The organism is Stenotrophomonas sp. PFBMAA-4 (assembly GCF_030053215.1).
Classification (GTDB): domain Bacteria; phylum Pseudomonadota; class Gammaproteobacteria; order Xanthomonadales; family Xanthomonadaceae; genus Stenotrophomonas.
This window is the reverse complement of record NZ_JASGBW010000034.1, coordinates 1-23,749: the sequence shown is the minus strand read 5'-3', so window position 1 is coordinate 23,749 and position 23,749 is coordinate 1. Positions and strand designations below refer to the sequence as shown.

Here is a 23,749-nt window from a genome sequence, read left to right as displayed (position 1 = left end):
CCTGTCAGAGGTTGAACCGGCGCTGCGGGGCCAGCAGGCCACTGTCGTCGACCTGGCCCAGGCCTTGGACAGCATCGTCCGGACCGTACACGGCCACCAGGCCGCGCGGCCATGATGCGTCGCGCTGGCGCTGGCCGACACAGAAGCGATGGGCCTGTTCAGCGTCGAGGTCGACGCGCGGGTATTCGGCCAGGCCGGCGGCCAGCGGCAGCAGCAGTGCGTCCATGCCCGCTTCGTCGCCGGCCTCGACCATCGCCCGCAGCTGGTCCAGGGTGACCATGGCCGGGGCATGGAACGGCTCGACCCACAGCCGGCGCAGCGCGCTGATGTGGGCGCCGCAGCCCAGCGCCTCGCCGAGGTCGCGGGCCAGGCTGCGGATGTAGGTGCCCGAACCACAGGTCACGCGCAGGCGCAGGCGATCGGCCTGCTGCTTGAGCACCTCGATGGCCTGCACGTGCACCTCGCGCTCGGGCGCCTCGATGGCTTCACCGCGGCGGGCCTTCACATACAGCGGCTCACCACCCTGCTTCAGCGCCGAATAGATCGGTGCCCGCTGCAGGATGCGGCCGGTCAGCGGCGCCAGGGCGGCCTGCAGGGCCTCGGCACTGATGGCCGGCACCGGGCGCTGCAGCAGCACCTGGCCTTCGGAATCGTCGGTATCGGTGGTCTGGCCGAGCTGGATCTCGGCGTCGTAGGCCTTGGCCGAGCCCAGCAGCAGGCCGGCGATCTTGGTCGCCTCGCCGAAGCAGAGCGGCAGCAGGCCGGTGGCCAGCGGGTCAAGGCTGCCGGTATGGCCGCCCTTTTCGGCACGGAACAGGCGGCGGGCCACCTGCAGGGCGGCATTGGAGCTCATGCCGGTCGACTTGTCGAGCAGCAGGATGCCATCCAGGCGGCGGAACTGAATTCGGGTCATGACAGATACGGGTAGCGCCGGGCCATGCCCGGCGAGCGCGAAGCGCGGCCAGCGTCCGGCCTCGCACGGTCAGAATGGAAAACGCCGGGCATCACCCGGCGCAAGCTTATTCTTCGTCGCTCTCGCGACGCTTCTCCGCGGCCAGCGTATCGGGCAGGTCGCGCAGGAGGTTGTCGATGTGCTCACCACGGTCGACCGAGTCGTCGTAGTGGAAATGCAGCTCAGGCACGTGGCGCAGCTTCATCGCGCGGGCCAGGTCCATGCGCAGGCGGTAGCCCAGCTCCTTCAGGCCGGCCACGGCTTCGGCCGAACGTTCCGGCATCAGCGCGGTGACGAACACCTTGGCATGGGCCATGTCGCGGGTGATTTCCACGTCGGACACGCTCACCGAGGGCAACCCGTGCTCGCGCACGGCGTTGTGCACCAGGGTGCCGAGTTCACGGCGCAGCTGGGCGGAGACACGGTCGGTTCGATGGAAAGTCTTGGGCACGAGGCGCTACTCTTGATTCAATGGTCGCCCGACCAACGGTCGGGCGCTACATCTACAGGGTACCCGACCAACGGTCGGGCGCTACAACTACAGGGTCGCCCGACCAACGGTCGGGCGCTACATCTACAGGGTACCCGACCGTTGGTCGGGTTCTACATCGAGGTAGGGCCCGACCGTTGGTCGGGCCACCTTGCAGCATTACAGGGTGCGCGGCACTTCGATACGCTCGAAGCACTCGATCTGGTCACCCGGCTTGACGTCGTTGTAGGCCTTCACCGCGATACCGCATTCGGTACCGTTGCGGACTTCCTCGACGTTTTCCTTGAAGCGGCGCAGCGATTCCAGCTCGCCCTCGAAGATCACCACGCTGTCGCGCAGCACGCGGATCGGCTTGTTGCGCTTGACCACGCCCTCGATGACCATCGAACCGGCAACGGCGCCCAGCTTGGAGCTGCGGAACACGTCGCGGACCTCGGCGATACCGATGATCTCTTCGCGGATTTCCACACCCAGCAGACCGGAAGCCACCTGCTTCACCTGGTCGATCACGTCATAGATGATCGAGAAGTAACGCAGGTCCACGCCGTTGGATTCGATGATGCGACGGGCCGAAGCATCCGCACGCACGTTGAAGCCGATGACGGTGGCCTTCGAAGCGGCGGCCGAATTGGCGTCCGACTCGGTGATGCCGCCCACGCCGGAGTGGATCACGTTGATGCGGATGTCTTCGTTGGACAGCGCGACCAGTGCCTGGCTCAGGGCCTGCACCGAACCCTGCACGTCGGCCTTGATGACCAGGTTGAGAACCTGCTGGCCCTCGCCCTTGCCCAGGGTCGCCATGATGTCTTCCATGCGGCTGCCAGCGGTGGCGACCAGGCGCGATTCACGGCGCTTGGTCTCACGCTGCTGGGCAACGTCCTTGGCCAGGCGCTCGTCCTCGACGACCACGAAGTCGTCACCGGCTTCCGGCACGCCGGACAGGCCCAGGACCTGCACCGGGATGGACGGGCCAGCGAACTCCGGCTGCTTGCCGGTTTCGTCGAACAGCGCACGCACGCGGCCGTACTGGATGCCGCACACCAGGTAGTCGCCCTTCTTCAGGCGGCCCTGCTGCACCAGCACCGTCGCAACCGGGCCACGGCCCTTGTCCAGCGACGATTCGATCACCACGCCTGCGGCGCGGCCTTCGTCGACGGCCTTCAGTTCCAGCAGTTCAGCCTGGACCGAGACGGCGTCCAGCAGGTCGTCGATGCCCAGGCCGGTCTTGGCCGAGATCTCCACCATCTGGATGTCACCACCGAAGTCTTCGGCCACGACCTGCTCGGAGAGCAGCTCGTTCTTGACCCGCATCGGGTCGGCACCGGACTTGTCGATCTTGTTGATGGCCACGATCAGCGGCACACCCGCCGAGCGGGCGTGCTGGATCGCTTCCTTGGTCTGCGGCATGACGCCGTCGTCGGCGGCAACCACCAGCACCACGATGTCGGTCAGCTTGGCACCGCGGGCACGCATCGAGGTGAACGCGGCATGGCCCGGGGTATCCAGGAAGCTGATGACGCCCTTCGGCGTATCAACGTGGTACGCACCGATGTGCTGGGTGATGCCACCGGCTTCGCCGTGGGCGACCTTGGTGCGGCGGATGTAATCCAGCAGCGAGGTCTTGCCGTGGTCGACGTGGCCCATGATGGTGACCACCGGCGGGCGCTGCACGGCTTCGCCCTGGTTTTCACCGGTCGAGGCCAGCAGTGCGTCTTCGGCGTCGTTGTCATTGGCACGGATCGCCTTGTGGCCGAGTTCTTCGGTCACCAGCGCGGCGGTGTCATGGTCGATGGACTGGGTGATGGTGGCCATCACGCCCATCTTGAACAGCGCCTTCACCACCTCGCCGCCCTTCAGCGCGAGCTTCTGCGCCAGGTCGGCCACGGTGATGGTTTCGCCGATCGCCACTTCACGCACGACCGGTGCGGTCGGACGCTCGAAGCCGTGCGGACCGGCATTGTTGCCACCGCGCGACATGTCGCGACGGCCTCCACTCTGGTTGCGGCCACCCGGACGACCACGGTTGTTGCTGTTGCTGCTGTTGCCACGACGCGCACGGTCGGCAGCCGACAGGTGCATCTGGCCGGCGAAGCGATCGCCCGGGCCACGCTCGTTGCGCGGCGCGCTGCGGTTGTTGCGGTCGTCGCTGCGCGGCGGCGCCGGCGGTGCACCACGCGGTGCGGCCGGAGCGGCAGCCGGGGTACGCGGCGGGCGCGGCGCGGTTTCGTCGATCGGCGCACGCTTGGGCTTGGTGGCAGCCAGGGCCTCGGCGGCCTTGGCGGCCACTGCAGCTTCCTCGGCAGCCTTCTTCTCGGCCTCGGCGCGTTCCTTGGCGGCAACTTCTTCCTCACGGGCACGGACGATGGCTTCGTCGCGCAGACGATCCTTTTCGGCCAGGGCCTGCTGTTCGGCGAGGTTGCGGGCGCGCGACTCTTCCAGCTTGCGCAGGATGTCGGCACGCTCTTCGTCCGGCGTCATGGCACGCGCACCATCCTTGACGTAGGTACGCTTCTGGCGCACCTCGACATTCACGGTCGTCTTGCTGCGACCGGAATTGACCGTCACTTCCTGCTGTTTCCGGCGGTTGAGCGTGATCTTCTTTGCAGACTGATCAGTCTCTTCCGGGGCCTGCTCGGGCTTGCCGTGCGAACGACGAAGGAAGCCCAGGAGCTTCACCTTCTCGGTGCTGGTCACGACCTGGTCGGGACCGCTGAACTTCATGCCGGCACCGGCCAGCTGTTCCAGCAGTTTCTCGACCGGCGTGTTGACCAGTTCGGCAAGCTTGCGGATGGTGGTTTGCTGCGACATTCGGATCCTATGATCTTGTGGGCGCCCCCCCGCAGATGGAGGTGGCGCGGATTCTACGCCCTGATCGGCTCAGGGCCCTGTTCATTGCCGGCTCATTCGCCGCGTTCCAGTCGGGCGATCTCCTCGGCACGCGCGGCCAGGATCAGCGCCGCGGCGCGCTCCTGGTCCAGCCCTTCGATGCCGAAGTCCATGACCTCGTCGGCGGCCAGGTCGGAAAGCTCCTCGCTGGTGCGCACGCCGTGGCCGGCCAGCGCGTACGCGGTGGCTTCGTCCATGCCCTCAAGGGACAGCAGGTCCTGCGCCGGCTGGCCGTCTTCAAGGCCTTCTTCGACTGCCAGGGCCTCATTGAGCAGCGCATCGCGGGCACGAGCGCGCAGCTCTTCGACGATGTCCTCGTCGAAACCTTCCACGGCCAGCAGTTCGCCGACCGGGACATATGCAATTTCTTCAACCGTGCCGAAGCCTTCGCTGACCAGGATGCCGGCGATTTCCTCGTCCACTTCCAGCTTGTCCATGAACAGCTGGCGGGCCGAGGCCTGCTCGGCCTCGGACTTGGCGGTGACCTGGTCCTGGGTCATCACGTTCAGCTGCCAACCGGTCAGGCGGCTGGCCAGGCGCACGTTCTGGCCGCCCTTGCCGATGGCCTGGGCCAGGCGGTCTTCGGCCACGGCCAGATCCATCGAGTGCTTGTCTTCATCGACGATGATCGACTGCACTTCGGCCGGCGCCATCGCGTTGATGACGAAGTTGGCCGGGCTGTCGTTCCACAGCACGATGTCCACGCGCTCGCCATTGAGCTCGTTGGACACGGCCTGCACGCGCGAACCGCGCATGCCGATGCAGGCACCGATCGGATCGGTACGGGTATCGTGGGCCAGCACGGCGATCTTGGCGCGGTCGCCCGGATCGCGGGCACAGGCCTTGATTTCCACCAGGCCCTGGCCGACTTCCGGCACTTCGAGCTTGAACAGCTCGATCATGAATTCCGGGGCGGCGCGGCTGATGAACAGCTGCGGGCCACGCGGTTCCGAACGCACTTCGGCCAGGTAGCCGCGCACGCGGTCACCGGCGCGCAGCACGTCGCGCGGAATGCCCTTGTCCTTCGGGATGAAGCCTTCGGCGTTGCCGCCCAGGTCCACGTAGATGTTGCCGCGCTCGGCGCGCTTGACCACACCGGTGATCAGCTCACCGACGCGATCCTTCCACGCATCGACGACCTGCTGGCGCTCGGCTTCGCGCACGCGCTGCACGATGACCTGCTTGGCGGCCTGGGCGGCGATGCGACCGAAATCGGGGTTTTCAATCTGTTCTTCAATGTAGTCGCCGACGTCCACGCCTTCGGCTTCTTCGATGGCGTCCATCAGGCGGATCTGCCGGTCCGGCGATTCCATGACCACGTCATCGGCCACCACTTCCCAGCGGCGGAAGGTTTCGTAGCTGCCATCCTTGTGGTCGATGACCACGCGGGCCAGCACTTCCTCGTCGGGATAGCGCTTCTTCGCTGCGGACGCCAGGGCGGCCTCGATCGCATCGAAGATCACTTCACGCGGCACGCCCTTCTCGTTGGCGACCGCGTCCACTACCAGCAACAGTTCCTTGCTCATTGGCTCACTCCGCGCGCGGCTTTTTTGCCGCCGGCTCGTTGGAAGAAGAATTCTTGTCCGGCTTCGGACGCTTCGGCGCCGGGCCGGTCGGCTTGCTCGGGGCCAGGCCCAGGGCAACCCAGTCCGGCATGATCCGGGCCTTGTCGATGTTGTCGGCCGACACGACCACTTCGGTCTTGTCGACGATGAACGTGATGGTGTCCGCGGCCTCGTCGGTCGCTTCGATGCGGCCCTGCAGACGACGACGGTTGTCCTGCGGCAGCTTCAGCGTGACCTTGGCCATTTCGCCCAAGTGACGGCCGAACTGCTCCAGGTTGAACAGCGGACGGTCGACGCCCGGCGAAGACACTTCCAGCGTGTAGTTGCCGCTGATCGGGTCTTCCACGTCCATCTGCGCGGACACTTCGCGGCTGACGCGCTCGCAGTCGTCCACGTTGATGATGCGCTCGGGCTGTTCAGCCAGCGGCACGTCGATGTAAAGGCGCAGGGTCGCACCGCCGGGGGCCGGCAGATACTCAACGCCCAGCAGCTCCAGGCCCAGCGACACAACGGTCGGGGCGAGCAGATTCGCGATGTCGGTTGCCTTGTCGCTCACAGCCTGCCTTGATCTCTTGGTTGGGTGCCGGCCACAGCCGGCGGGAAACATGACGCCCCGGAAACGACAAAGGGCCCGCTGGGCCCCTTTTTCCGGAAAGACTCCGGTGACTGGATTCCGGTTGCAACGCGCTGCGTAAGCGTGTTGCGAGCCCTCCTTCCGGACCGGGTCTCCCGATGGGAGGCCGCCTTCAGGGGTACTGCCTAGGCCGCTGATGATAGCGGCTGCACCGCACTGGTGCAAGGCTTGGGCCGGCCTGAAACCGACCGCTGCGCTCGCCGGGCATGGCCCGGCGCTACCGGGGCAACGCGAGGCAGTAGCGCCGGGCCATGCCCGGCGGATCCAGCAGACCCCAAAGAAAAACGCCTTCGAAGCAGGACTTCGAAGGCGATCTCTTTACTTGGTAGCGGGGGCAGGATTTGAACCTGCGACCTTCGGGTTATGAGCCCGACGAGCTGCCAGACTGCTCCACCCCGCACCGGAAGTGTTTGAACTGCTGCCCTGCTCTTTCGAGGAGGGCTACCGCAACGATGTTCTGGCTGAACCGCTGCAGTGACAACTCAGGCTGCGCATATTACACGAATCGCGCAGCTTTGTGTCAACTTTTATGCAAGATGCGCAAATGCCTGCTGGCACCAGACCATGATCGGGTTCCAGGCCAGGCCCAGGGCCAGCAGTGCCAGGGCATTCACGCCCAGCACCACGCCCAGCACGCGGTCGTTGTTGCGCGGCATGGCCTCGCCCACCGGCTCATCGAAGTACATGACCTTGATGACGCGCAGGTAGTAGAAGCAGCCGACCACGGCGCACAGCACGCCCAGGATGGCCAGCCACAGCAGGCCGCCGTTGACGGCTGCGCCGAGCACGGCCAGCTTGGTCCAGAAGCCCAGGAACGGCGGGATGCCGGCCAGCGACGCCATGATGCACAGCACCAGACCGGCCATCCACGGGTTGCGGGCGTTCAGGCCCTTGAAGTCCTCGATGTTCTCGGCTTCAAAGCCGGCGCGCGACAGGGCGATGATCGCACCGAAGGCGGCGGTGGACATGATGGCGTAGGCCAGAGCGTAGAACAGCGCGGCGGCATAACCCTGCGCGCCACCACCGGCGATGCCCATCAGCAGGAAGCCGATGTGCGAGACGGTGGAGAACGCCAGCATGCGCTTGAGGTTGCTCTGCGCGATGGCCATCAGGTTGCCGATGACCAGCGACACAGCGGCCAGGCCGGCGATCAGCAGCTGCAGTTCGGTCGACAGCGGGCCCACGCCCATTTCCAGCAGGCGGTACGCCATGCCGAAGGCGGCCAGCTTCGGTGCCGAGCTGATGAACAGCGCGATCGGTGCCGGGGCACCCTGGTACACGTCCGGCAGCCACATGTGGAACGGCGCGGCACCCAGCTTGAAGGCAACGCCGGCGATCATGAACACCGCACCGGTGACCAGCAGCACGCGCTCCTCCGAATGCGGGATGGCGGCCTGGATGGCGTCCAGGTGCAGGCTGCCGGTGGCGCCGTAGATCAGCGACATGCCGTACAGCAGCAGGCCCGATGCCAGCGAACCGAGGACGATGTACTTCATCGCCGCTTCCGAGGCCAGGCCGCTGTCGCGGTTGCTGGCGACCAGGGCGTAGGAGCACAGGGCCAGCAGTTCCAGGCCCAGGTAGACCATCAGCAGGCTGCCGGCCGAAACCAGGATCATCATGCCGGCGGTGCCGAACAGGATCAGCACCGGGATCTCGCCCTGGAACAGGTTGCGGTCGCGCAGGTAGCGCCAGCCGTAGACCAGGGTCAGGCCGCTGAGCAGCACGATCCCGGTCTTCATCACATCCGCGGCGGTATCGCGCACGAACATGCCGTGGAAGACCTCACCCTGCCCGCCCACGCCGGTGGCGAGCATGAACAGCACCACGGCCAGGGCAGCGACCGAGAACAGGTGGGTGACGATCTTGTTCCGGTTGCTGACGAACAGGTCGAGGATCATCAGGGCGAAGGCGCTGCCGATCAGCACCAGCTCGGGAGCGAGCGGTGGCAGGTCAGCGGCGGTCAATGGCAACAGCGGCGAGGTGGTCATCATCAAATCCTGGAATTACAGCAGCTTGCTGGATGCGATCTGCATCGCCAGCTTCGCGATCGAGGGCTCCATCAGGTCGGTCAGCGGCTTGGGGTAGATGCCCAGAGCCAGCACGCCGATGGCGAACACGGTCAGCAGCGCCCATTCGCGGCCGTTGATGTCCTTCAGCTCAGCCACGTGGCTGTTGGCCACTTCGCCGAAGAAGATACGCTTGTACAGCCACAGGGTGTAGGCCGCACCGATGATCAGGGTGGTGGCGGCGCCCAGGGCGATCCACGGATTGCGCTGGAACGCAGCCAGGATGACCATGAATTCACCGGCAAAACCACTGGTGCCCGGCAGGCCGGCATTGGCCATGAAGAACAGCATGGCGAAGGTGGCGAACCACGGCATCACGTTGACCACGCCGCCGTAATCGGCGATGCGGCGGCTGTGCATGCGGTCGTACAGCACGCCGACGCAGGAGAACATCGCACCGGACACGAAGCCGTGCGAGATCATCTGCACCATGGCGCCCTGCAGGCCCAGGCGGGCGGCATCGGCGTTGCCGGCTTCACGCACCAGCCACAGGGCGATGAAGGTGCCCAGGGTGACAAAGCCCATGTGCGCGATCGACGAATAGGCGATCAGCTTCTTCATGTCGTCCTGCACCAGGGCGACCAGGCCGACGTAGATCACGGCGATCAGCGACAGGGCGATGACCAGCCAGGCCCACTCGCTCGACGCATCGGGGACGATCGGCAGGTTGAAGCGCAGGAAGCCGTAGCCACCGATCTTCAGGGCGATGGCGGCCAGGATGACCGAACCGGCGGTCGGCGCTTCCACGTGGGCGTCCGGCAGCCAGGTGTGCACCGGGAACATCGGCACCTTGACCGCGAAGGCGATCAGGAAGGCGAAGAAGATCCAGGTCTGTTCCCTGGCGCTCAGCGGCAGCGCGTACAGATCGGCCAGCTGGAAGCTGCCGCCCTTCATGTACAGGTAGATCAGCGCCACCAGCATCAGCACGGAGCCGAGGAAGGTGTACAGGAAGAACTTCATCGCGGCGTAGATGCGGCGCGGGCCGCCCCAGACACCGATGATGAGGAACATCGGGATCAGCATCGCCTCGAAGAACACGTAGAACAGCATCGCGTCCGTGGCCGAGAAGATGCCGACGGTGACGCCTTCCAGGATCAGGAAGGCCGCCACGTACTGGTTGACGCGCTTGTCGATCGCGCTCCAGGCGCCCAGCAGGGCCAGCACGCCGACCAGGGTGGTCAGCAGGATCAGCGCGATGGCGATGCCATCCACGCCCAGGTTGTAGCCGATCTTGTACGCCGGGATCCACGCATGGGTCTCGACGAACTGCATGCCATCGGCAGCCGGGTTGTAGCCGCTGAGCAGCGAGAGACTCGCAACGAAGGTCAGCAGCGCCACGCCGATCGACGCCCAGCGGGCGGTCTGCGCATCACGGATCGCAAGGATCAGGGCACCGCCGAGGATCGGCAGCCAGATGAGGACACTGAGTAGGGGCCAGTTCGACACGTCTTCTTATTCCGTACAGGTCATCAACGCAGGTAATGCATCAGCACGCCCAGGAGGGCAATCAGGCCGATGATCATCGCGAAGGCGTAGTGATAGAGGAAACCGGATTGGGTACGACGCAGCACGCCGGCTGCGACGTCCACAACACGTGCCGAGAGATTGACCACGCCATCGACGATGTTGCTGTCGATCCAGCGTGCGACCTTGCCGAGCTTGACGCTGCCACCGGCGAAGCCATCGATCCACAGCTTGTCGAAGCCGTACTTGTTTTCCAGCACCGAGACCAGCGGAGCGAAGGTCCTGCGGGCCTTGCCCGACAGGTCCGGCTTCCACAGGTAGAACAGCGCGGCCAGCAGGAAGCCTGCCAGGGTCAGCCAGAACGGCGGCAGCATCATGCCGTGCAGCGCGAACGCCACCGGACCATGGAACTCCTCGCCGAGGAAGCCGACGGTGTTCTTGGCCGGATCGTCGAAATCGACGATGCCGGTGAAGAACGTGGTCGCCTGGCCCTTGATCGCCTCGTGGGCGTGGTGGCCGGCCCAGTCGGTGCCGTGCAGCATCGGGCCGATGCTGAAGAAACCGATGGCGATCGAGGGGATGGCCAGCAGGATCAGCGGCAGGGTCACCACCCACGGGGTTTCGTGCGGCTCATGCGGACCGTGGCCATGGCCGTGGTCGTCATGGGCATCGCCGTGGTGCGCGTCGGCATGATGGGCATCGGCGGCATGATGGTCGTCATGGCCGTGGTCATCATGGTGCGCATCGCGGAAGCGTTCCGGACCATGGAAGGTCATGAACAGCAGGCGGAAGCTGTAGAAGCTGGTCACCAGCACGCCGCCCAGCACTGCCCAGTAGCCATAGGTGGCCACCCAGCTGTTCTGGATGTGGGCGTGGATCTCGGCCGCCTCGATGATGGTGTCCTTCGAGTAGAAGCCGGAGAAGAACGGCGTACCGACCAGGGCCAGCGTACCGATCCACATGGTGATGAAGGTGATCGGCATGTACTTGCGCAGGCCGCCCATCTTGCGCATGTCCTGCTCGTGGTGCATCGCGATGATGACCGAGCCGGCACCCAGGAACAGCAGCGCCTTGAAGAAGGCGTGGGTCATCAGGTGGAACACGGCGGCCGAGTAGGCCGACACGCCCAGTGCAACCGTCATGTAGCCCAGCTGCGACAGGGTCGAGTACGCGACCACGCGCTTGATGTCGTTCTGCACGATGCCGATCAGGCCGGTGAAGAACGCGGTGGTGGCACCGATGAAGAGGATGAAGTTCAGCGCGGTCTGCGACAGCTCGAACAGCGGCGACATGCGGGTGACCATGAAGATACCGGCGGTCACCATGGTCGCAGCGTGGATCAGTGCCGAGATCGGGGTCGGGCCTTCCATCGAGTCCGGCAGCCACACGTGCAGCGGGACCTGGGCCGACTTGCCCATGGCGCCGATGAACAGGCAGATGCAGATGACCGTGGCGATCGACCAGACGACCGGCTCGCTCAGCAGCTGCATGCCCAGCAGGGTGCCGTCCCAGACCTGCATCTGCGCCTGCGGGCTGGACAGCACGCTGGCCTGTGAGAAGACCTGCGAGTAATCCAGGGTGCCGAACACCCACAGCACGCCGGCGATGCCCAGCAGGAAGCCGAAGTCACCGACGCGGTTGACCAGGAACGCCTTCATGTTGGCGAAGATCGCGGTCGGGCGCTTGAACCAGAAGCCGATCAGCAGGTACGACACCAGGCCCACCGCTTCCCACCCGAAGAACAGCTGCAGGAAGTTGTTGCTCATCACCAGGGTGAGCATCGAGAAGGTGAACAGCGAGATGTAGCTGAAGAAGCGCTGGTAGCCCGGGTCTTCTTCCATGTAGCCGATGGTGTAGATGTGGACCAGCAGCGACACGAAGGTCACCACCACCATCATCATCGCGGTCAGCTTGTCGACCATGAAGCCGACATGGGCCGAGTACTGGCCCACTTCGAAGAAGGTGTACAGGTTCTGGTTGAACGGCTGCGCACCGCCCCAGACCAGCTGGTACAGGGTGTACATCGACAGGGCGCAGCTGATGGCCACGCCGAGGATGGTGACGGTCTGTGCGCCGAAGCGCTTGACCTGGCGACCGAACAGGCCGGCGATGATGCTGCCGAACAGCGGTGCAAGCACCACTGCGATCAACAGACTCTTGGAGAGAGTGATTTCCATCTGTGGATCAGCCCTTCAGCGAATCGACTTCGCCGACATTGATTGTGCGGCGTGTACGGAACAGGGTCACCAGGATCGCCAGGCCGATGGCGGCCTCGGCTGCGGCAACGGTCAGGATGAAGAACACGAACAGCTGGCCGGACGGATCGCCCAGCTGGCGCGAGAACCCGACGAAGTTGATGTTCACCGACAGCAGCATCAACTCGATGGACATCAGCAGGACGATGATGTTCTTGCGGTTGAGGAAGATGCCGGCAAGGCTGATGCAGAACAGCACCGCGCCCAGCGCCAGGATGTGGCCGAGAGTGATCATGCCTGGGTCTCCTCGTCGCCCGCGACCGGCTTGGTGTTGCTGTGGACCAGCGGCTGTTCGGCGTCCATCTTGACCATGCGCAGGCGCTGGCCAGCCTTGACCATCGTCTGGTCGCCCGGGTTCTGGCTCTTCACGCCGGTACGACGGCGCAGGGTCAGCATGACGGCGGCCACCACGGCCACGGTCAGGATGACGGCGGCGAACTCGAACGGCAGCAGGTATTCGGTGAACAGGCTGCGGGCCAGCCAGGTGATGTTGGACGTGTCCGCGGCCAGGGCCGCAGCGTTGTCCGCCGGGAAGGCGTTGACCGCCCTGCCCTTCACCCCGATCAGGATCAGCATCTGCACCAGCATGGCCACGGCCACGATCAGGCCAACCGGCAGGTAGCGCACCCAGCCCTCACGCAGGTTCGTGGGATCGATGTCGAGCATCATCACCACGAACAGGAACAGCACCATCACCGCGCCGACGTAGACCAGCACCAGCGCGACACCGAGGAACTCGGCACCCACCAACAGCCACACGCAGGCGATGGAGAAGAAGGTCAGCACCAGGCAGAGCACGGCGTGAACCGGGTTGCGCACGCTGATCACCGCACCGGCCGAAACCGTTGCCGCGATGGCGAACACCCAGAAAGCGATATTTACCCAATCCATCTCTCGACCTCAGCGGTAAGCGGCATCGGCGGCACGACGCTCGGCGATCTCGTTTTCGAGACGATCGCCAAGGGCCAGCAGCTGCGGCTTGGTAACGATGTTTTCGCCACGGTTCTCGAAGTGGTACTCGAGGATGTGGGTTTCGACGATCGAGTCCACCGGGCAGCTTTCTTCACAGAAGCCGCAGAAGATGCACTTGAACAGATCGATGTCGTAGCGGGTGGTACGGCGAGTGCCGTCCTCGCGCTTGGCCGAGTCGATGGTGATGGCCAGTGCCGGGCACACCGCTTCGCACAGCTTGCAGGCGATGCAGCGCTCTTCACCGTTGGGGTAACGGCGCAGGGCGTGCAGGCCACGGAAGCGCGGCGACTGCGGGAACTTCTCCATCGGGTACATCATCGTGTACTTCGGCTTGAAGCTGTACTTCAGCGTCAGCCAGAGACCGGCCAGCAGTTCGAGCAGCAGCAGGCTCTTGAAGTAATGGGTAATCCTGTTCATCACTTTAGACGCCCTTTTGAATCACGCCGAAGAACACCATGACGGCGGTAACCGCGATCCACAGAATGGCCAGCGGGATGAAGACCTTCCAGCCCAGGCGCATGATCTGGTCATAGCGGAAGCGCGGGAAGCTGGCACGGAACCAGATGTAGGCACTGGCGAAGAAGAAGACCTTGACGAACAGCCACGGTGCGCCGCCCTTCCAGATCCAGTCGACCAGCGGCGAGACATCACCGAAGTTGACCCAACCCTGGATCGGGCTCAGCCAGCCGCCGAGGAAGAAGATCGAGATCAGGAAGCTGATCAGGATCATGTTCGCGTATTCGGCCAGGAAGAACAGGGCAAAGGCACCGCCGGAGTATTCGACCATGTGGCCGGCGACGATTTCCGATTCGCCTTCCACCACGTCGAACGGCGCGCGGTTGGTTTCAGCCACGCCCGACACCCAGTAGATGACGAACAGCGGGAACAGCGGCAGCAGGAACCAGTCGAAGAAGCCGGAATTGCCGGCCTGCGCCATCACGATGCTGCTCAGGTTCAGGCTGCCCGACGCGATCATCACGCCGACCAGGGCGAAGCCCATCGCGATTTCGTAGCTGATCATCTGCGCCGAGGCGCGCATCGCACCCAGGAACGCATACTTCGAGTTGGATGCCCAACCGGCCAGGATGATGCCGTAGATGCCCAGCGAGGTCATCGCCAGCAGGTACAGCAGGCCGGCGTTGGCGTTGGACAGCACGATCTGCGAGTCGAAGGGCACCACCGACCAGGCCGCGAAGGCCGGGGCCAGGGTGATCAGCGGTGCGAGCAGGTAGATCGCCTTGTTGGCGCTGCTCGGCTGGACCACTTCCTTGAACAGCAGCTTGAAGACGTCGGCGAAGGCCTGGAAGATGCCCATGCCCACGTACATCGGGCCGTGGCGGACGTGCATCCAGCCGATCAGCTTGCGTTCCCAGACCACGTAGAAGGCCACCGAGATGATCACCGGAACGGTGATCACCAGGATCTTCAGGATGATCCAGATCAGCGCGCCGATATCACCAAGGCCAAGCAGCCACTGGTGCAGCGGGTCGACCGCGTTCAACAGCAATTCGTTCATGCAGCCACCACCGATACGCGAGCGGCACCCAGCGGCGCGGTCGCGCCGTGGCCCGATTCAATCCAGACCGAACCCGCAGCGACGCGGGCGTCGACCACCACCGGCAGGGTGGCCTTGCCGGCATCGGTGCCGACCTTGGCCATCTGCCCTTCCTGCAGCTGCAGGCGCGCGGCATCGTCAGCGTTCAGCACGATGCGCGGGGCGTTGTTCAGCGGATGCGACTGCAGCGCCGGGGCGCGGCGGACCACCGCATCGGTGCGGTAGATCGCAGCGGTCGAAGCCACTTCCAGGCCTTCGCCGGCAACGGCCGGCTGGGCCGAGGCAGCCACGGCGACCGACACCGGCGCCAGGCTGGCACGCAGGCCGGCCAGGTCGGTGAAGTCGAAACCGGCCAGTGCCATCTCGCCGCCCAGTGCGCGCAGCACGCGCCAGCCTTCACGGGCCTCGCCCGGCAGCTTGCCGCCGGCACGGGCCGACTGCTCGCGACCATCGAGGTTGGTCAGGGTGGCGTCGATTTCCGGCAGCGCGCCGATCGGCAGGATGACGTCGGCAACGTCGCGGGTGGAGACACAGGCGAACTGGCTGAAGGCCACCACCTTGGCACCGACCAGCGCCTTGCGCGCGGCAGGTGCATCGGCGAAGTCCAGGCCCGGCTCAAGGCCGTACACCACGTAGGCCTGGCGCGGCTGCGCCAGCATGGTGGCCACGTCCTTGCCGGCCGGCAGCACGCCGGCGCGGGCCAGGCCCACGGCATTGGCGCCCTGCGGGATGCGGCACAGCCTGGCACCGGTAGCGGCAGCGAAATCACGCGCAGCGGCGCGGATCGCGGCGGCCTGCGGGTGGTTCTCGGCGATGCCACCAACGATCAGCACGGTATTGGTACCGCCCTGCACGGCCGAACGCAGTTCTTCGTTGGCCAGCGCGTCGACGAACTTCGACGGGGCGACGATCTGCTTGCCGGCAACGCTGAAGGCGAAGTCGAAGTCCACCGGGTTGACGACGTGGATCTTCGCGCCCTTGGTCGTCTGCGCCTTGCGCAGGCGGGCGTGCAGCAGCGGCAGTTCGTGGCGGATGTTGCTGCCCAGAATGACGATGCGGTCGGCGCCTTCGATCTCGGCCAGCGGCAGGCCGAACACTTCGGCGGTTGCGGCGTCGGAGAAATCGCGGTTGTTGATGCGGTGGTCGATGTTGTTCGAGCCCAGGCCCTTGGCCAGGCGGGCCAGCAGCGCGCCTTCCTCGTTGGAGGTCGACGGGTGCACCAGCACGCCCAAGTGGTCACCCTGGTGGGCCTTGAGGATCTCGGCGGCCGCGGCCAGGCCTTCGGCCCAGCTCACTTCCTTCCACTCGCCATTGACCTTGCGCAGCGGCTTGACCGCACGGTCTTCGCTGTACAGGCCCTGGTGCGAGTAGCGGTCGCGGTCGGACAGCCAGCACTCGTTCACGGCTTCGTTGTCGCGCGGCACGGTACGCAGCACTTCGCCGCGACGCACGTGCAGGAACAGGTTCGAACCCATGGCGTCGTGGTAGCCCAGCGATTCGCGCGCGGTCAGTTCCCACGGGCGGGCGCGGAACTGGAACACCTTGTTGGTCAGCGCGCCGACCGGGCAGACGTCGACGACGTTGCCGGACAGCTCGGTGGTCAGCGGCTTGCCGTCGTAGGTACCGATCTGCAGGTTCTCGCCGCGGTACATGCCACCCAGTTCATAGGTGCCAGCCACGTCGGCGGTGAAGCGCACGCAGCGGGTGCACTGGATGCAGCGGGTCATCTCGGTGGCGACCAGCGGACCCATGTCCTCGTCCGGCACCACGCGCTTGCGCTCGTTGAAGCGGCTGACCGAACGGCCATAGCCCAGCGAGACGTCCTGCAGTTCGCACTCGCCGCCCTGGTCGCAGATCGGGCAGTCCAGCGGGTGGTTGATGAGCAGGAACTCCATCACCGAACGCTGGAACTTGAGCGCCTTCTCACTGCGGGTGGCGACCTTCATGCCGTCCATCACCGGGGTGGCGCAGGCCGGCGCCGGCTTCGGCGACTTCTCCACGTCCACCAGGCACATGCGGCAGTTGGCGGCGATCGGCAGCTTCTCGTGGTAGCAGAAGCGCGGAATGGAGATGCCAGCCTTGTCGGCGGCCTGGATGATCATCGAGCCCTTGGGCACGACCAGCGACTTGCCATCGATCTCGATGGTGACGTGATCGGGTGGGACGCTCGGATTTACGGGTTGCGCGCTCATGCAGCGGCTGCCTCCACCTTCTTGCCGTCAACCATCGAATGACCGTTGACGATGTAGTACTCGAACTCGTCCCAGAACTGGCGCAGGAAGCCCTGGATGGGCCATGCAGCCGCTTCGCCGAACGCACAGATGGTGTGGCCTTCGATCTGGCCGGCCACCGCCTTCAGCTGGTGCAGGTCTTCCATCGTGGCCTTGCCGGCGACGATGCGCTCCAGCACGCGGTGCATCCAGCCGGTACCTTCACGGCACGGGGTGCACTGGCCGCAGGATTCCTTGTGGAAGAACTGGCTGATGCGGCAGGCGAACTTGACGCAGCAGACGCTGTCATCCAGCACCACGACGGCGCCCGAACCCAGGCCGGAGCCCAGTGCACGGATGGTGTCGTAGTCCATCGGCAGGCCCTTCAGCTCGGCCGCGGTCAGCACCGGCATCGACACGCCGCCCGGGATCGCGCCCTTCAGGGTGCGGCCCGGACGCAGGCCACCAGCCATCGCCAGCAGGTCGTCGAAGGTGGTGCCCAGCGGCACTTCGAAGTTGCCGCCGTTCTGCACGCAGCCGGAGACCGAGAAGCACTTCGGGCCACCGTTGGCGGTCAGGCTCAGGCCCTTGAACCACTCCGGACCGTTGCGGATGATCGCCGGCACCGAACCGTAGGTTTCGGTGTTGTTGATCGTCGACGGCTTGCCGTACAGGCCGAAGTTCGCCGGGAACGGGGGCTTGTAGCGCGGCTGGCCCTTCTTGCCTTCCAGCGATTCCATCAGCGCGGTTTCTTCGCCGCAGATGTAGGCGCCGGCGCCCAGGGCACCGTAGATGTCGATATCCACGCCCGAGCCCATCACGTTCTTGCCCAGCCAGCCATTTGCATAGGCATCGGCCAGGGCCTGTTCGAAGTTCTCGAACGGCTCGTGGTGGAACTCACCGCGCAGGTAGTTGTAGCCCACGGTCGAGCCGGTGGCGTAGCAGGCGATCGCCATGCCTTCCACGACCGAATGCGGGTTGTAGCGCAGGATGTCGCGGTCCTTGCAGGTGCCCGGCTCGGATTCATCCGAGTTGCAGAGGATGTACTTCTGCATGTTGCCCTTGGGCATGAAGGACCACTTCAGGCCGGTCGGGAAGCCCGCGCCACCGCGGCCGCGCAGGCCCGAGGCCTTGACCATCTCGATGACCTGCTCCGGCGGGATCTTCTCTTCGAGGATCTTGCGCAGGGCGGCATAGCCACCGGTCTTCAGGTAGCTTTCGTACGACCACGGGGTGTCGTAATGCAGGGTGGTGTAGACCACCTGGTGCGGCAGCGGCGCGGGGCCGACCGGACCCTTGGATTCGTGGTGATGTGCCATGCCCTTACTCCAGCCCGTCCAGCAGCTCGTCGACCTTTTCCAGGGTCAGACGCTCATGGTAATGACCGTTGATGACCATCATCGGTGCACCACCGCAGCCTGCCAGGCACTCTTCCTCGCGCTTGAGGTAGACGCGGCCGTCCGGGGTGGACTGGCCGTGCTTGATGCCCAGCTTCTTCTCGCAATGGCGCACGATGTCCTCGGCGCCATTGAGCCAGCAGCTGATGTTGGTGCAGATGGCCACGTTGTTGCGGCCCACCTTCTCGGTCTCGAACATCGAGTAGAAGCTGGCGACCTCGTAGGCCCACACCGGCGGCAGATCCAGGTACTTGGCCACGCCGGCGATCAGCTCGTCGGTCAGCCAGCCCTGGTTCTGCTCCTGGGCCGCATGCAGGCCCTGCAGCACGGCGGAGCGCTTGCGGTCCGGCGGGAACTTGGACAGCCAGTGATCGATGTGAGCGCGCGTCTTGTCGCTCAACACCACCATCGGGTCGACGTCGCGCGCCGTCTCGAAATTACCTGTCGCCTTCATCGGCCGACCTCAGCGAAATGCATAACGTGAAATTGCAGAAACTGCGGCGCCGGCTTGCGCCGGCTGCCTGCAGCAGGCGTTGGCTTGGCAGACGTCATTACCGGTCAACCTCGCCGAACACCAGATCGTAGGTGCCGATCATTGCCACCACGTCAGCCAGCATGTGGCCGCGCACGATCGAATCGATCGAGGACAGGTGGGCGAAGCCCGGCGCGCGCAGGTGCACGCGGAAAGGCTTGTTGGCGCCATCGGAGACCAGGTAGCAGCCGAACTCGCCCTTCGGGGCTTCCACCGCCGAATAGGTTTCGCCGGCCGGGACGCAATAGCCTTCGCTGAACAGCTTGAAGTGGTGGATCAGCGCTTCCATGTCGTCCTTCATGTCCTCGCGCCTGGGCGGAGCGACCTTGAAGTTCTTCACCATCACCGGGCCCGGGTTGGCCTTCAGCCACGCCACGCACTGCTTGATGATGCGGTTGGATTCGCGCATTTCGGCCACGCGGCACAGGTAGCGGTCGTAGCAGTCGCCTTCCTTGCCCAGCGGGATGTCGAAATCGACGGCATCGTACTTGGCGTACGGACGCTTCTTGCGCAGATCCCAGGCAACGCCCGAACCGCGCAGCATCACGCCGGTCATGCCCCACTGGTGGGCCAGTTCCGGGCTGACCACGCCGATGCCGACCGTACGCTGCTTCCAGATACGGTTGTCGGTCAGCAGGGTTTCGTATTCGTCGACGCGACCCGGGAACTCGTTGGTGAAGTTCTCCAGGAAGTCCAGCAGCGAGCCTTCACGCGAAGCATTGAGCTGCTTCAGTGCCTTGCCCTTGTGCCAGCGCGATTCCTTGTACTTCGGCATGTGGTCCGGCAGGTCGCGGTAGACGCCGCCCGGACGGTAGTACGCCGCGTGCATGCGCGCGCCGGAAACTGCTTCGTAGCAGTCCATCAGCTCTTCGCGCTCACGGAAGGCGTACAGCATGACCGCCATCGCACCCAGATCGAGGGCATTGGAGCCCAGCCACATCAGGTGGTTCAGGATGCGGGTGATTTCGTCGTACATCGTGCGGATGTACTGCGCGCGTTCCGGCGCCTCGATTCCCATCAGGGTCTCGATCGAGCGCACGTAGGCGTGCTCGTTGCACATCATCGACACGTAATCCAGGCGATCCATGTAACCGATCGACTGGTTGAACGGCTTGGATTCGGCCAGCTTTTCGGTACCACGATGCAGCAGGCCGACGTGCGGGTCGGCGCGCATGATGGTTTCGCCATCCATTTCCAGGATCAGGCGCAGCACACCATGGGCGGCCGGATGCTGCGGGCCGAAGTTCATGGTGTAGTTGCGGATTTCCTGCCGGCTTTCGGCGGGGTTGCTGGCGAAGGCTTCGCCGGCCTGGTGTACGTGGCTCACTTCACTGCCTCCTGCGCGCGCTCACCTTCTGCGGTCTGCAGACGGGCGTCGTCGCGGATCACGCGCGGCACGCCGACGCGCGGCTCCACCGAGGTGACCGGTTCGTAGATCACGCGCTTCTTTTCTTCGTCGTAGCGGACTTCGACGTTGCCGATCAGCGGGAAGTCCTTGCGGAACGGATGGCCGACGAAACCGTAGTCGGTCAGGATCCGGCGCAGGTCCGGGTGACCTTCGAAGATCACGCCGTACAGGTCGAACGCTTCGCGCTCGAACCAGTTCAGGCCCGGCCAGATGCCGGTCAGCGAGGACACCACCGGCAGTGCTTCGTCAGGGGCGAAGCAGCGCAGGTGCAACATCAGGTTGTGCTGGTAGGAGCGCAGCTGGGCGACCACGGCGAAACGCTGGGTCGGCATGTGCTGCGGGCTCGCTCCATCGGCACCGTTTTCCTCGGTGGGGAACTCGCCCCACGCGAAACGGCCCTGGGCCTTGCCTTCGACGCCGCGGCTGAAGCCCTGCGAGGACACGTCAGCGGTGTCCCATTCGTCAGAGCCATAACCGAGGTAATCGACGCCGCAGAGATCCACGGCCTGCTCGAAACCAAACTCGTCACGCAGCGCCAGCGCGGTGGCATGCCACTCGGCGGCAGGCACCTCCAGCGTCACTTCGCCGCGGGGTTCGACCACGATGACCTTAGCACCAGCGAAACGTGCGGAGAGTCGGTCGATGAAGGATGCTTGCTCTGCCATGGGGGCTTGGCGCGCTCTTGTAGTGTGGAAGGGTCAGCGGGCGATGGTCTGTGTACGCCAGATCTTCTTCTGCAGCTGCAGGATCCCGTACACCAGCGCCTCGGCGGTCGGCGGGCAGCCCGGGACGTAGACGTCCACCGGCACCACGCGATCACAGCCGCGCACGACAGAATAGGAGTAATGGTAGTAGCCGCCGCCGTTGGCGCAGCTGCCCATCGAGATGACCCACTTCGGGTCCGGCATCTGGTCGTAGACCTTGCGCAGCGCCGGGGCCATCTTGTTGACCAGGGTGCCGGCCACGATCATCACGTCGGACTGACGCGGCGACGGGCGGAACACCACGCCGTAGCGGTCAAGGTCCAGGCGCGCGGCGCCGGCGTGCATCATCTCGACCGCGCAGCAGGCCAGACCGAAGGTCATCGGCCACATCGAGCCGGTGCGCGCCCAGTTCAGCAGTGCGTCGACGCTGGTGGTGACGAAGCCCTTTTCCAGCAGCGGGTTGTCGCCCTCCGGCCGCAGGATGTCATCAACCCGCCCTTCCGGGACCGGGTTGTTCATGAGGCCATCGAGAGTCTGAATCACTCCCATTCCAGCGCTCCCTTCTTCCAGACGTAAATGAAACCGAGGAACAGCATGCCGACGAACAGGCCCATGGTGACGAGCGAACGGGCGCCCAGCTCCATGAAGACCTGGGTCCACGGCACGATGAAGATGATTTCCAGGTCGAAGACGATGAACTGGATCGCGATCAGGTAGTAGCGCACGTCGAACTTCATGCGCGCGTCTTCGAAGGCCTCGAAGCCGCACTCGTACGGCGAGAGCTTTTCCAGATCGGGGCGGCGGGGACCGAGGAATCGACCGATCAGCATCAGCGTGATGCCGATACCGGTCGCGACGATCAGAAACAGCAGAGACGGCAAATATTCGGCCAGCACAGCGATTCTCTCTTGCCTCTGCCGCCGCGCCTGCAGGCGCTTTGGCATGGGGGAGTGGACGGGAAACGGCTGGCGCATTGCGCGCCAGGAGAACCCGCTTTACTTACAAATGGTGCCCAAGAGGGGACTCGAACCCCTACGACCTAAGTCGCTACCACCTCAAGGTAGTGCGTCTACCAATTCCGCCACCTGGGCAAACGATCACATCAGTCAGATAACCCGATGCGCCGCATATTGTAACCGTCTTCAGTCTTTCTGGGAGCCTTCCGAAGGCTTTTCTTCACCAGAAACCGAAGATTCCGCCTGAGCCGGCACAGTCGCGGCCGGAACCGGGGCGGCCGGGACCGCATCGGCCTTCGGAACGGCCGGAAGTTCACCCGCCGGAGCGGCCGGAGCGCTGGCCGCCGGGGCGGACATCAGGCCCAGGTCCTGCTCGGCCGCCGGACGGCTGCCGTGACCGGCATACCAGGCCATGAAGAGGCTGATGCCGAAGAACACCACGGCCAGCCACTTGGTCGACTTGGACAGGAAGTTGGACGCGCCACGCGCACCAAACACAGTGCCCGAGGCGCCAGCGCCGAAGCCTGAACCAGCCGCCGCACCCGAACCACGCTGCATCAGGATGAGCGCGATCATGGCCACGGCCACGAGCACGTAGACGACATTGAGGATCAACATCAGCATTGGGAATCCGCCCTCGGACAATACTTGTAGAGTTAGTTCGCAGCCGCCGCCTGCGCGATGGCCAGGAAGTCCGCGGCCACCAGGGAGGCGCCGCCAACCAGCCCACCATCGACATCCGGCTGCGCGAACAGTTCCCCGGCATTGTCGGGCTTCACGCTGCCGCCGTAAAGAATGGGCAGTGAATCAGCGATTCTAGCATCGATGCGCGCCACTTCGCCACGGATGAACGCGTGGACCTGCTGCGCCTGCTCCTTGCTGGCGGTCTTGCCGGTGCCGATGGCCCACACCGGCTCGTAGGCGACCACGGCAGTGGCGAAACCCTCGCCCCCGACCAGGGCCAGGACCGGGGCCAGCTGGGCAGCGATGACCGCCTCGGTCTGCCCGGCCTCGCGTTGTTCCAGGGTTTCACCCACGCACAGCACCGGCACCAGGCCGGCATGCAGGGCGGCGGCGAACTTGCGCGCGACCAGCTCGCTGCTTTCATTATGGTACTGGCGGCGCTCGGAGTGGCCGACCAGGCCGTAGCGGGCACCGACCTCATGCAGCATGGCGGCGCAGACCTCCCCGGTATAGGCGCCCTTCTCGTTGCTGCTGACGTCCTGGGCACCGAACACCAGGCCGGTCCCGCCGAAGTCCTCGACCAGCTCGCCCAGGTAAGGCAGCGGCGGCAGGATGACGACTTCCACCCCGGCCTTGGGCAGCCCCGCAGCCACCTGGCCCAGCAGGTCAGTGGCGAATTGACGGCTGCCGTGCAGCTTCCAGTTTCCGGCGACGATCTTGCGGCGCATGAGCGGGGGGCTCCTGTATGAAGTCAGCCGCCCATGATACCCGTTACGGGAAAAACCCGTTTGCTTGTAAGCGGTTACATGGGTTTTCAGCGAACGGCGCAGCCCCTCGTGGCAGGTCGGTTGGGTTGGGTGGGGTGGGTTGGTCGCGAACGGCCCGGTTTGATTTATTGGCTTGGCCGGGCGCGGCAGGGGCGCGGGACGCGCCGTGAACCCATCCATGAAGTGACCCCCGGGAGTTGGACACCTGATCCGACCCCGAGGGTTACATGAATAGATATGAGGTTTGTTTCA

The 23,749-nt window shown here is 65.0% G+C and carries 21 protein-coding genes and 2 tRNA genes; all 23 read right to left on the bottom strand.

The window, feature by feature from the left end:
* Positions 1–4: 4 nt before the first annotated feature.
* The 23 genes from truB to tpiA all read right to left on the bottom strand — a co-directional run bounded on the left by truB (position 5) and on the right by tpiA (position 23,458).
* The gene (gene truB / locus QMZ26_RS17850; protein WP_283222223.1) at positions 5–913 is read right to left on the bottom strand and encodes a tRNA pseudouridine(55) synthase TruB; all 909 of its coding nucleotides are present in this window, start codon (positions 911–913) and stop codon (positions 5–7) included.
* A gap of 106 nt (positions 914–1,019) precedes the next feature.
* Positions 1,020–1,403: a 30S ribosome-binding factor RbfA gene (rbfA, locus tag QMZ26_RS17845; protein WP_019660575.1), complete on the bottom strand. Its 384-nt coding sequence runs from the start codon at positions 1,401–1,403 to the stop codon at positions 1,020–1,022.
* Between the two features lie 198 nt (positions 1,404–1,601).
* Positions 1,602–4,250, bottom strand: a complete 2,649-nt coding sequence (infB, locus tag QMZ26_RS17840) for a translation initiation factor IF-2 (RefSeq protein ID WP_283222222.1) — start codon at positions 4,248–4,250, stop codon at positions 1,602–1,604.
* Between the two features lie 92 nt (positions 4,251–4,342).
* A complete protein-coding gene (gene nusA / locus QMZ26_RS17835; RefSeq protein ID WP_200734531.1) occupies positions 4,343–5,854 on the bottom strand; it encodes a transcription termination factor NusA in 1,512 nt (503 codons plus the stop codon).
* Between the two features lie 4 nt (positions 5,855–5,858).
* Entirely contained in the window at positions 5,859–6,449 is a 591-nt protein-coding gene (gene rimP, locus QMZ26_RS17830) for a ribosome maturation factor RimP (protein ID WP_079222599.1), read from the bottom strand.
* 401 nt (positions 6,450–6,850) lie between these two features.
* Positions 6,851–6,927, bottom strand: a tRNA-Met gene (locus tag QMZ26_RS17825).
* A gap of 127 nt (positions 6,928–7,054) precedes the next feature.
* On the bottom strand, positions 7,055–8,515 hold the full coding sequence (gene nuoN / locus QMZ26_RS17820; protein ID WP_200734145.1) for an NADH-quinone oxidoreductase subunit NuoN: 1,461 nt from the start codon (positions 8,513–8,515) through the stop codon (positions 7,055–7,057).
* A 15-nt stretch (positions 8,516–8,530) separates the two neighbouring features.
* Positions 8,531–10,039, bottom strand: coding sequence for an NADH-quinone oxidoreductase subunit M (locus QMZ26_RS17815; protein WP_283222221.1), 1,509 nt, complete (start codon positions 10,037–10,039; stop codon positions 8,531–8,533).
* Positions 10,040–10,062: 23 nt separating this feature from the next.
* Positions 10,063–12,234, bottom strand: a complete 2,172-nt coding sequence (nuoL, locus tag QMZ26_RS17810) for an NADH-quinone oxidoreductase subunit L (protein WP_283222220.1) — start codon at positions 12,232–12,234, stop codon at positions 10,063–10,065.
* A 7-nt stretch (positions 12,235–12,241) separates the two neighbouring features.
* A complete protein-coding gene (gene nuoK / locus QMZ26_RS17805; RefSeq protein ID WP_053519917.1) occupies positions 12,242–12,547 on the bottom strand; it encodes an NADH-quinone oxidoreductase subunit NuoK in 306 nt (101 codons plus the stop codon).
* Entirely contained in the window at positions 12,544–13,203 is a 660-nt protein-coding gene (locus QMZ26_RS17800) for an NADH-quinone oxidoreductase subunit J (protein ID WP_283222219.1), read from the bottom strand. The genes nuoK and QMZ26_RS17800 overlap by 4 nt, the downstream gene beginning before the upstream one ends.
* 9 nt (positions 13,204–13,212) lie before the next feature.
* Complete coding sequence (gene nuoI, locus QMZ26_RS17795) at positions 13,213–13,701, bottom strand: NADH-quinone oxidoreductase subunit NuoI (protein ID WP_005410456.1); 489 nt, start codon at positions 13,699–13,701, stop codon at positions 13,213–13,215.
* A 4-nt stretch (positions 13,702–13,705) separates the two neighbouring features.
* Positions 13,706–14,800, bottom strand: a complete 1,095-nt coding sequence (gene nuoH, locus QMZ26_RS17790; protein WP_200734141.1) for an NADH-quinone oxidoreductase subunit NuoH — start codon at positions 14,798–14,800, stop codon at positions 13,706–13,708.
* On the bottom strand, positions 14,797–17,031 hold the full coding sequence (gene nuoG, locus QMZ26_RS17785; RefSeq protein ID WP_283222218.1) for an NADH-quinone oxidoreductase subunit NuoG: 2,235 nt from the start codon (positions 17,029–17,031) through the stop codon (positions 14,797–14,799). Before nuoG ends, nuoH begins: the two co-directional genes overlap by 4 nt.
* Entirely contained in the window at positions 17,028–18,368 is a 1,341-nt protein-coding gene (gene nuoF / locus QMZ26_RS17780) for an NADH-quinone oxidoreductase subunit NuoF (protein ID WP_079222608.1), read from the bottom strand. Before nuoF ends, nuoG begins: the two co-directional genes overlap by 4 nt.
* 4 nt (positions 18,369–18,372) lie before the next feature.
* On the bottom strand, positions 18,373–18,900 hold the full coding sequence (gene nuoE / locus QMZ26_RS17775) for an NADH-quinone oxidoreductase subunit NuoE (protein WP_108769456.1): 528 nt from the start codon (positions 18,898–18,900) through the stop codon (positions 18,373–18,375).
* Between the two features lie 97 nt (positions 18,901–18,997).
* Positions 18,998–20,305 (bottom strand): NADH-quinone oxidoreductase subunit D, encoded by a 1,308-nt coding sequence (locus tag QMZ26_RS17770; RefSeq protein WP_283222217.1) that lies wholly within the window; start codon positions 20,303–20,305, stop codon positions 18,998–19,000.
* A complete protein-coding gene (locus tag QMZ26_RS17765) occupies positions 20,302–21,051 on the bottom strand; it encodes an NADH-quinone oxidoreductase subunit C (RefSeq protein WP_079222611.1) in 750 nt (249 codons plus the stop codon). The genes QMZ26_RS17770 and QMZ26_RS17765 overlap by 4 nt, the downstream gene beginning before the upstream one ends.
* 33 nt (positions 21,052–21,084) lie before the next feature.
* The gene (locus tag QMZ26_RS17760) at positions 21,085–21,639 is read right to left on the bottom strand and encodes an NADH-quinone oxidoreductase subunit B (protein ID WP_079222612.1); all 555 of its coding nucleotides are present in this window, start codon (positions 21,637–21,639) and stop codon (positions 21,085–21,087) included.
* Entirely contained in the window at positions 21,630–21,986 is a 357-nt protein-coding gene (locus QMZ26_RS17755; protein ID WP_079222613.1) for an NADH-quinone oxidoreductase subunit A, read from the bottom strand. The genes QMZ26_RS17760 and QMZ26_RS17755 overlap by 10 nt, the downstream gene beginning before the upstream one ends.
* Positions 21,987–22,096: 110 nt before the next feature.
* A tRNA-Leu gene (locus tag QMZ26_RS17750) sits at positions 22,097–22,181 on the bottom strand.
* A gap of 51 nt (positions 22,182–22,232) precedes the next feature.
* Positions 22,233–22,670 carry a preprotein translocase subunit SecG gene (gene secG, locus QMZ26_RS17745; RefSeq protein ID WP_079222614.1) on the bottom strand — a complete coding sequence of 146 codons (438 nt, stop codon included), beginning with the start codon at positions 22,668–22,670 and terminating at the stop codon, positions 22,233–22,235.
* 32 nt (positions 22,671–22,702) lie between these two features.
* The gene (gene tpiA, locus QMZ26_RS17740) at positions 22,703–23,458 is read right to left on the bottom strand and encodes a triose-phosphate isomerase (protein ID WP_079222615.1); all 756 of its coding nucleotides are present in this window, start codon (positions 23,456–23,458) and stop codon (positions 22,703–22,705) included.
* Positions 23,459–23,749 lie beyond the last annotated feature (291 nt).